The organism is Clostridium sp., from assembly GCF_040797585.1.
Taxonomy (GTDB): Bacteria; Bacillota; Clostridia; order Clostridiales; family Clostridiaceae; genus Clostridium_Z.
Map to the genome: position 1 here is coordinate 1 of NZ_JBFNEO010000102.1, position 9,605 is coordinate 9,605.

The window sequence follows — 9,605 nt, forward strand, 5'->3', positions numbered from 1 at the left end:
CTATACTAATTTTGTAGATTTTATAATTAATACAATTAAATTATATATGTTTATTTTATACTTTTAAATCCTAAAATTTTATTATATATAAAATATTTAAATATAATTCTATTAAAGTATTAGCCCTCTCCCCTGATTATTAAAAGCTTTGTAGGTAATTATTCTCCTTAAGTAAAAAAACTATATTATATATAAGTTCTATATAACTGAAAATTACAAATAGTATTTATTTTTAAACATAGGCTGTAAATAAGAATTATTAATATATAATTATTATGGTACAAAACTTAAAGCTAAGTTTAATTAATGTAAGTAAACTTTACTCTTTTTTATTTGCTTATATTTATTACTTTTAGTTTTATAAATTGTAGATTTAATTTTATATCTTACAAATTATTTTATAAGGGGGATACATATGAGAAAAAAAGGAATAGGACTAATGGTTATTGCAGCAATATTTTGGTCCTTTATGGGTATTGTAAGTAGAAATCTAGATTTATTAAACTTCGACCCATTTACCATAGCGTTTTTTAGAACCTCTATAGCAGCTATAGGTTTCTTCTTCTGGATACTTAAAACCAACAAGGAAGCTCTTAAAATTGATTTAAAAGGAATTATAATATGTGCACTATACGGAATATTTACTTTTGCTTTTGCCTTCGTTGGATTTAATATGGCAGTTTCTAGAATCCCAATATCAGTAGCAACGGTTCTTATGTTTACTAATCCTATATGGGTAACTTTAATGAATAGAATTTTCTTTAAGGAGAAAGTAAAACTTCAACAGTTTATAACTATAATGATGGCTATTATAGGATGTGGACTTATATCTAAAATAACTAGTACTTCTCAAGGGTCATTAGATATAATTGGACTATTATATGGAGTATCTACTGGAGTTTTATTTGCACTTCAAATAGTTGCCCCAAGACTTGTTGAGGGTAAATATGAAAAAGATACAATGCTTATATATGGATTTATCTTTAGTACTATCTTCTTAGCATTCTTCACTGATTTTAAAGGAGCATATAATATAATTAGGTATCATGAGAATCCGCTTGTACCTATAGCATCTATATTAGAAATTGGTGTTTTAAGTACGTTTATAGCTAACACTTGCTATGTAAAAGCAACAGAGTATATAGATACAAACCTTGCAAGTATTCTTATAGCTCTTGAACCTGTTGGTGGAAGCATACTTGCCTACATAGTTTTTAAAGAAAGCTTAAGCCTTTCTCAAATAATAGGTATGTTAATAATAGTACTAGCAGTTATGTTTATGCAGCTGGATTTAAAGAAATTTAAAAGAAAGTCTAATATAACAGTATAAAACAATAAAGAACCATTTAAGAATATTATCTCTTAAATGGTTCTTTATAAATTATAATGTAATTGGTATTGTTAACTCTTGTCCTTCTCTATTTATGCCTAAATTCATTATATTCTTGTTTCCAAGCCTAGTTTTTAATGCATTTATATCGTTAGCACTTTTTACTGGCACTCCATTAAATTCTACTATAACGTCTCCTACTTTCACTCCTGATTTTTCCGCAATACTACCACTCCCGAAGTTAGACACATATACTCCTTCTTCTAATCTATACTTTCTTGCCATAGAACTATCTATATCAGTAACCTCAAGTCCTATAGTATTATTATTCTCCTCTATACAGTGATTATAATAATACTTTTCCTTTTCACTGTCATTTGAAATTTTTATTTCTTCCTTATCTCCATTACTAAAATCAACTTCTGGAGCTGATGAAGAAGATACAGTTTCCACTAATGGTAGTGTATTTTTAATACTATCCTCAGATATCTTATCCTGGTCATATATTTTATCTATGTCTTTATTATAATCAGTCTTCTTAATGTCATATTCAATTGTATTTAAAACATAAGAAAGTTTTTTAGAGTTCTTACTTTCATCAGTTAGTGTAAATGCCATCGCACTTGATCCTGTACTAAATCCTGTTCTTATAACTATGCAAACCAACGCTCCTGATATTATACATATCAGTCTTTTATTCATTTTACTTTTTTTATTTTTTTCTATATTATCAAAAGTGTTTAATTCCTCTTTCATTACAATCCCCCCATTTAGTTCATTAATTAAATTATAGGATATTACTATGTCATTTTCATGTCAAAACCCTTAAAAAAACAAATATTTACACATTCTTAATGATTGTTCATCTTATAGCAATATAAGGATAAATATCCTAGGGTAGATTATTATTTGTCTATATATTAAATCAATTATATGTAATTTATTTCATATTTTACAAATCACATTATAATATATGCTATATAGAACTATAATTTAATGATCAATAGTAAATTATAATAAATTTTATATAGGAGGTGCTTTTATGTCAGATAAAAAGTTGTTTCCCATTTGTAGCTGTAGTAGAATTGGACAAGGAAAACGTATAGCACAAGGTAAAATAATTCCACTCAATAAATTTTTCACTTCTGGTTCAGAAGTTATAGCCGACATTTGCACAAACTGTGATCATATCTTTTCTCTATAAAATAGACTTGCCGAAAGGTAAGTCTATTTTATAGAAGTTCTTCTATTAATCATAGAATATTTATATTTCTGACTAATACTTTTATCCTATTCCATGTCTATGGTAATCTTATCAAGAGTTTCTAAATTTAATTTTTCTCCAATATAATGTTCCACTGAATTCCCAGTATAAGGAACTATATTTATTTTCTTTGGATATTTTTCAATAGGACTATCCAAAACATAACTTATAACTGCCTTATCTCCTTTTACCTCTGAGTACATACCAGATGCCTGCTGTATTACTACACCTTCCTCATCTGTTACAAGAAGTGATTCTGAACCCTCTTCTCCTTTTTTATCGAAAGAATAGTCTTTAGGTGCCTCTGCAGTTATATCAATAAAGTTTGAAATTGGAGTATACCTAACTTCTTTAACGTGATATTTCAGTTCTCCTATAGTATAATCCTCATTAACTTTCACTACTTTAGTTTCTTTCATAAGATCATTACTATCAACTTGAACCTTTAAATTCCAATTTCCCTTTGTCCCTTTTATATTAGTTATTCTCCATTCTAATTGAAACTTTTCTGGTAATCTTTCTTTAAACTTATGTGACTCAGATATTATAGTGACCTTATTACTTAATTGATTATTCATTGCCCATCCTGATTCTAAAAACATTTCTTTTCCATTAATATAGAGCTCACTTCCATAATTAATTAAAGGATCTATAGCATATATGGAATCAATATTTCCACTACTATCCTTCACATTGTTATTTTCTACCATATATCCAAACTTTACGCTTACCCCATCACTTATAATATCTGTTATTCTTACAGTTATCCCTTTATCTTTTGCCTCTATCATAGGTTTATTTGAGTATTTATCAAACTCATCATTCACCATTCTTTCATCCTTCATATATCCAAAAACTGTCCCTATAAATTCTTTAGCATAACTTACTATTTCTTTGTTATATATTATTCCTGTACTACCAAGTAGGCATAAGCATACTATAGCTATCTTTAATACTCTACCTCTATTAAATTTCTTCTCTTTTTTAACTTCTTTATTAAAGTCATCTTTACATATATTTAATAATGCTTCATTAACCTTCTCATTAACTATATCTGGTAAGCTTTCATCGTTTAATTCCTCTTTTATTAATTTATCTATTAACTTATCTTCCATACTCTACATCCTCCTTAAGTAAATCATAAAGCTTCTTTCTTGCCCTAGATAATCTTGACTTTACTGTACCTTCTGATAGCTGTAATTTCTCTGCAATGTTAGAAATTTTCATATCCTCATAATAATAAAGTAATACTAAGATCTTAAGTTCATCCTCTAAACTTCCAATTGCATTATAAATATAGTCTTTATCTACTTTATAATCCTCCTCAAAGGAATTTTCTACTACCTTTTCTACAACAACTAATCTTTGTTTTTCTCTAAAAATATTATTACATTCATTAATCATAATTCTAAGTAACCAAGGCTTAAATTTCTCCTTATCCTTTAGCTTTTTTATACTTTTATAAGCCTTATATATTGACTGTTGCATAGCATCTGATACATCACTATCTTCTTTTAAAATAGTTCTTCCCATTTTGTACATGAGACTTTTGTTTTGATTTATTATTCTAACAAAAGCTTCCTTATCGCCCTTAATTGCAATAGATATATCATCTTCTACTTTAAGCTTATTTAATTTAATAATCTTCTCCATGTACTTCCCCCCATTGTCATCTCTCATCTATAAGACGTTCTAATCCCCCTTTTGGTTCTCATTAAAATTTACTATATTTTTCTCCATAAAAATAGACTTGCCTTCCGGCAAGCCTATTCTATATAAATTGTTCTTTTAATTAAAGTTAACCTTAGTAATATCTATAGTAATATTACTGCTCCCCATTATCTTTGAGCTTTTTTTAAACTTCTTATTATTTAAAAGAATGTCTCCTTTATTTATTAATTCTATTATATGATTTCTATTTATTCCACTTATACTGTCACTTAAAAGCTTATCTACTCTTACTTTATCTCCTAAAATATTTATATCTATATTTATTTTAGATATATTATTTCCCCTAACTTCTTTTATATTTATAGTAGTTATATTTTCCGCGCTATCCTCTCTTATAATTCTCTCATTAGATAGTCCATCTAAAGCTTTAAAAGTCTCTAATTTTTTATTCCAGGTGTGTCCATTTATACACTTATATATTGCATAATGATATATATTCTTCCCATTAGCATTTTGCCTTCTTACACCTGAATCCTCAAATAAAACCTTTCTACTACAATTGTGACAATACCTTTCCTCTTTTGCAAAGTTTCTTAAATCTATATTCCATTTTACTCTTAATTCCATGACTATCTCCCTCTCTATTTACATTAAAAATAAGAGGAATATAGCCTTTATATTTAAAATTTGGTAATGTTAAAATCATAAGAATACTCCTCTCTTAAAATCCTTTAAACATTACCTTAATATGAGGCGTAGTCATATAAAATCAGTCCTCCTTTTATTATCTTAGGAGTGCTATTACAATTTAGATAATTTATCATAACTCTAGTTAAATTTATATAAATTCTTTTAGCAATAGGTAGTAGTAATCTATATATTTATATAGGATTTTTATATGAAATCTTAATTTATATATTATTTTAAAGCATTCTAGATTACTAATAAATTTTATGCATAAGCTAATTTTTATATTTTAAAATTTACATAGGATTTTCAACTTAAATCCTAACTTAATTATTTTAAAATTGTGGATATTAATTAATGCATAAGCTAATTTTTTAGTTAGAAACTATATAAATAAGTCAAATCCTACTTATTACTACCAAAGTGATTTTAGAAGAATAAAAGAGCTACAGAAGTAATCTTCTTGTAGCTCTACACAATACAAATTTACGAACTAAAAATATTATATGATTATAAATATATATAATATTCTCTATATAAATTCAGAGCTTTTAAAGACATATTACTAAATTCTAATAAAAATAAGCACTCCAAAGAAGCTTAGATGTTCTAAGCCGTAAAATTTAAATTTTGCTTACTTAAAAATTAAAAATTAGATGGTGTCATAAAAAAACTCCTCCTTTTAATCTTTTATGAATTAATTACATAGTAATTATATTACAATACCCAGCCCCTTGTAAACATTTTCTTTTTTTGTATATCCAAATATCATTTAAACTTATAATAATGGAAAACATGATGTTTTAGAAATAAAACAGGCTAGGCAAAAATAAAATTATTTCTACCTAACCTTAATCCTGGGAGGTGCACTCTTATACTATCAATAAGGTGCGAGGGTTAAAAGTTAACCAAAATGAAATTATCTAGAGTATAGTGTACATTGATTTAAATAATATTAACTATTATTTAATAATAATTATATTCTTTTTAGTAAAGTAAGTCAAGCATCTCTAACTCTTCTTTTCCTTTGTTACCACTACTTCTTCTAATATTTTTTCATGATTTACAACTTCTCCATCTTTTAGATATATAATATGTGTTCCGTAATCTGCTGATTCCCTTGAATGAGTAACATTTACAATGGTTACTCCCTTCTCTCTATTTATTTTTCTAAATAACTTCATAATCTCTGTACCTGTTTTAGAGTCTAAGTTTCCAATAGGCTCATCTGCAAGGATTAAGTCTGGATTATTTATTAATGCTCTTGCAATGGCAACCCTTTGCTGTTGTCCACCTGAAAGCTCCCTTGGCAAAGCCTTTCTCTTATGAGATAACTCAATTATATCAAGGATTTCAGTCAATTTTTCTTTATAATCCTTAGGCTTTCCTCCATCTAAAAGTACAGGTAAAAGTATGTTATCCTCTAAATTCAAATTTTGAACTAAATTATAAAACTGGAATACAAAGCCTAACTCTCTTCTTCTTACCTTACTTATTTCTCTATCCTTAAGCTTTGATATTTCCTCATTATTTATATATACTCCTCCATTAGTCGGCTTATCAAGTCCTCCTAAAAGATATAATAGGGTACTTTTTCCACATCCTGATGGACCCATAATAGATACGAACTCTCCCTTATATATATCTAAGTTAATATCTTTAAGAACACTAATTTCTTCAGTTCCCACATTAAAACTTTTATATAAATTTTTAACTTCTATTATCTTTTTCACAGCTCTCCCCCTACTCATACTTTATCTCCTCTACTATAGATAGCTTTGTAGACTTTACCATAGGTATTAATGAAGCTATTATAACCATAAAGGCTCCTAATACTCCTAAAGCTAGAATAAGCTTTGTTGGATAGGAAATAGTTATATAACTATTTAAGGAATAGGTTATTTCTTCTATAAACTTAGAAATATAAATCCCTTCTAATACTCCTAAGAATCCTCCTATCACTCCAATGGTAATTCCCTCTATTAGTATTAGCTTTCCTCTTTGGTACTTACTCATTCCAATGGAAGCAAGTACGGCAAATTCCCTCTTTCTATATATAAAACTAACCATAAAGTTGTTCATCATTCCTAAGGATCCTATTACTAAAGACATCAGTGAGAAACTCTCAAGAGATTTCATAAGTCCCCTGTTAGACTCTACAGTATTTTTTAAATCCTCACTCTTTTCACTCACTGAAATACCATAATCCTTTAGATCTTTTTTTAATGACTTACTTAAATCCTCATCCTTTTCCTTTCCTTGTATCTTCAATACATTTCCTACAGATCTATTACCATCTTTCTTAAGATTTTCTAAAGATACTAATGCACCTTGAGAGTTATTAATAAACTCTGAATCTGCAAAACCTATAATTTTATACTCCCTGTATTCATCTCCTATGTTAAGTTCTATAGTATCTCCAATATTTAACCCTTGTTTTTTAGAGAGTAAATGGCTTACTATTATATTTCTATCTTTATTTAATTTATCTAAAATTTCTTCTTTATCCTTATTACTATTATCATATATATTTACATTAGAATAGAATTCTTCAAAATTTTCTCTTTCTATTCCCTGAAGGGATCTAATTTTAAAATCCTTATCTTTCACTTCTATTTCATTTAAAGTAAGCTCCTCGTAAGTACTTTCTATATAATCTAAGTCTTTAACTTTATCTATAACCTCTCTATTTTTAGGATTGTTAACCTGAACATCATAATCTAAATTCGAATATCCACTTATGATAACATTATTTACACTAAAAGAAGCTATATATATAGCCACAACTGCTGCTAAGGTACATATAAGTAGAGCACAATTGTTTATTAAAACTTTAGATTTACTTATATTCTCAAGAGCTATAAATCCCTCATTTCCAAATATAAATCTATATATAGGTTTAAATATATATGAAAAAATCCTTATTATATAGGAGCATAGTAGAACCATTCCTATAAAAATTGAAAAAGCACATAATATGGATAAAATAAAACTCCCTGTCCATCTATATCTTTGTATATAAACATAGGGTAATAAAATTAGTGGTAATCCTATTATAAGTTTTCCAAAGTTAGTTTTAGAATCTTGGCTAAAGGTACCAAGAATTATATCCTTAAGATAAAGTTTTGAGGCACTAATTATAGGAATTATTGAACTTACTAGACATAAAATCATTGCTAGTAGAAAAGCAATTAAAAAACTACTTTTATCTATATTAATTACTGTTTCCACCCCATATTGCTTAAACTGATTAGATGAATCTGCTAAGTAATAAAGTATGGGTATTCCTAAAATATTTCCAAGGAGGCCACCTAAAGTCCCATATATAAAGCTTTCAATGAGCATTATTATATCAGTAGAAATCTTTGTGGCGCCTATACTTCTAAATGTTCCTATAACCGCCATTCTCTCAAGTATTATTATCTTATAAGCAGAAAAAATTATAAATCCTGCCATTAAAAATACTACTATTAGCATTATGTAAAAAGGCAATGTAAACTGCTTTACCCTATTATCTAAGCTCTCTTTACTTATGGTTTCTGATATTTCATAATCCTTAAGTTCCCCTTTTAAGTCATCCATTGTATCCTTAATATCAACTTCCTTAACATCAACTAAGGTGGATGTTATAATACTATCCCTATCTAAAACTTTACTAAGTCCATCATTATCCATAACTAGAGTGGCTTCTCCTGGATTATCTGAGAAGAACCCCTTGTTTACTGCAATTGCTCCTACTTCTAAAGATATATCCTTTTTTTCTGTGGTTATAGTAAATTCATCTCCTAGATTTAGCTGTCTATCTTCACTAAATTTCTTTGATATTACAACCTTATTATCTTTTATATCACTTAAATTAAAGTCCTTACTTTCACTACTTAAAACAATAGGATTTATATTATTTAACCCCTCTAGGTTTCCAGCCTTAATATTTATCTTAACTATATCATCTTTACTTTCATAAGATCCCTCTCCATCAAAAATTAATGATTTCTTATAATCTTTAGTAGCTATAAGAATCTTATCCCTATCTAAAAATGGAGTCATACTATCATTATTTCCATGGATTATTATATCAGCTTCCCCTATTTTAGATTTCATCCTCTCTTCAACCATTTCTGAATAAGAAGTAGAAAGTCCTAGGGAGGCAAAACACATAGCTGTAGCTGCAGCAACAGAAGTAATTATAAGAAAGGCTCTTAGCTTTTTTTCAACTATATTATTAAATAAAAATCTAAACAAAATTCGCATATTTAAACCCTCTAAATTTCATAATAATTTTCTAAAAGAATTATATCATATTGATGGTTATATATGATTTATAAACTTTTATATTTAACACTATAAAAGTAAAGTTCATTAAAACTTCATAGTAATTGAAAATACCTATGAGTTTTAATGAACTTTTAAATTTCTATTATGAAGTTTTAAAAACTTTTCTTAATCTTAATTATATTTATAATTGCTTTTTATAGAACGAATATTCCTTCAGGTGATTTATGCAAACATTACTCTATCAGATAGGTCCTCTTTAAATGTAATTTTATTAAATTCTTCTACCAAATCATTCTTGGTTAAAACACGTTTTTTAGTTTCACCTATATCAAGAATTTTTTCTCCTCTATGCATCATAAGAAGCCTACTACCGAAGAC

General features: G+C 27.4%; 7 protein-coding genes. 1 reads left to right on the top strand and 6 read right to left on the bottom strand.

The annotated features are described in order from the left end of the window. Positions 1–415 precede the first annotated feature (415 nt). Entirely contained in the window at positions 416–1,330 is a 915-nt protein-coding gene (locus tag AB2369_RS07985) for a DMT family transporter (RefSeq protein ID WP_367665954.1), read from the top strand. A gap of 51 nt (positions 1,331–1,381) precedes the next feature. On the opposite strand, the gene AB2369_RS07990 is transcribed toward AB2369_RS07985, so the two are convergent. The 6 genes from AB2369_RS07990 to AB2369_RS08015 form a co-directional block, all read right to left on the bottom strand. Beyond that, positions 1,382–2,086, bottom strand: coding sequence for a PDZ domain-containing protein (locus tag AB2369_RS07990; protein ID WP_367665955.1), 705 nt, complete (start codon positions 2,084–2,086; stop codon positions 1,382–1,384). Positions 2,087–2,620: 534 nt separating this feature from the next. Next, positions 2,621–3,709, bottom strand: a complete 1,089-nt coding sequence (locus AB2369_RS07995; RefSeq protein ID WP_367665956.1) for a DUF4179 domain-containing protein — start codon at positions 3,707–3,709, stop codon at positions 2,621–2,623. Continuing rightward, positions 3,699–4,247, bottom strand: coding sequence for an RNA polymerase sigma factor (locus tag AB2369_RS08000; RefSeq protein WP_367665957.1), 549 nt, complete (start codon positions 4,245–4,247; stop codon positions 3,699–3,701). The genes AB2369_RS07995 and AB2369_RS08000 overlap by 11 nt, the downstream gene beginning before the upstream one ends. A 135-nt stretch (positions 4,248–4,382) precedes the next feature. Next, the gene (locus tag AB2369_RS08005) at positions 4,383–4,892 is read right to left on the bottom strand and encodes a hypothetical protein (protein WP_367665958.1); all 510 of its coding nucleotides are present in this window, start codon (positions 4,890–4,892) and stop codon (positions 4,383–4,385) included. Between the two features lie 1,070 nt (positions 4,893–5,962). Continuing rightward, entirely contained in the window at positions 5,963–6,685 is a 723-nt protein-coding gene (locus AB2369_RS08010) for an ABC transporter ATP-binding protein (RefSeq protein ID WP_367665959.1), read from the bottom strand. A 10-nt stretch (positions 6,686–6,695) separates the two neighbouring features. Continuing rightward, positions 6,696–9,203, bottom strand: coding sequence for an ABC transporter permease (locus AB2369_RS08015; RefSeq protein ID WP_367665960.1), 2,508 nt, complete (start codon positions 9,201–9,203; stop codon positions 6,696–6,698). Positions 9,204–9,605 lie beyond the last annotated feature (402 nt).

Excerpts from the sequence above, each read along its gene's own strand:
- AB2369_RS07985 (WP_367665954.1), top strand. The coding sequence starts at position 416 with ATGAGAAAAAAAGGAATAGGACTAATGGTTATTGCAGCAATATTTTGG.
- AB2369_RS07990 (WP_367665955.1), bottom strand. The coding sequence starts at position 2,086 with ATGAAAGAGGAATTAAACACTTTTGATAATATAGAAAAAAATAAAAAA.
- AB2369_RS08015 (WP_367665960.1), bottom strand. The coding sequence starts at position 9,203 with ATGCGAATTTTGTTTAGATTTTTATTTAATAATATAGTTGAAAAAAAG.
- AB2369_RS08005 (WP_367665958.1), bottom strand. The coding sequence starts at position 4,892 with ATGGAATTAAGAGTAAAATGGAATATAGATTTAAGAAACTTTGCAAAA.
- AB2369_RS07995 (WP_367665956.1), bottom strand. The coding sequence starts at position 3,709 with ATGGAAGATAAGTTAATAGATAAATTAATAAAAGAGGAATTAAACGAT.
- AB2369_RS08000 (WP_367665957.1), bottom strand. The coding sequence starts at position 4,247 with ATGGAGAAGATTATTAAATTAAATAAGCTTAAAGTAGAAGATGATATA.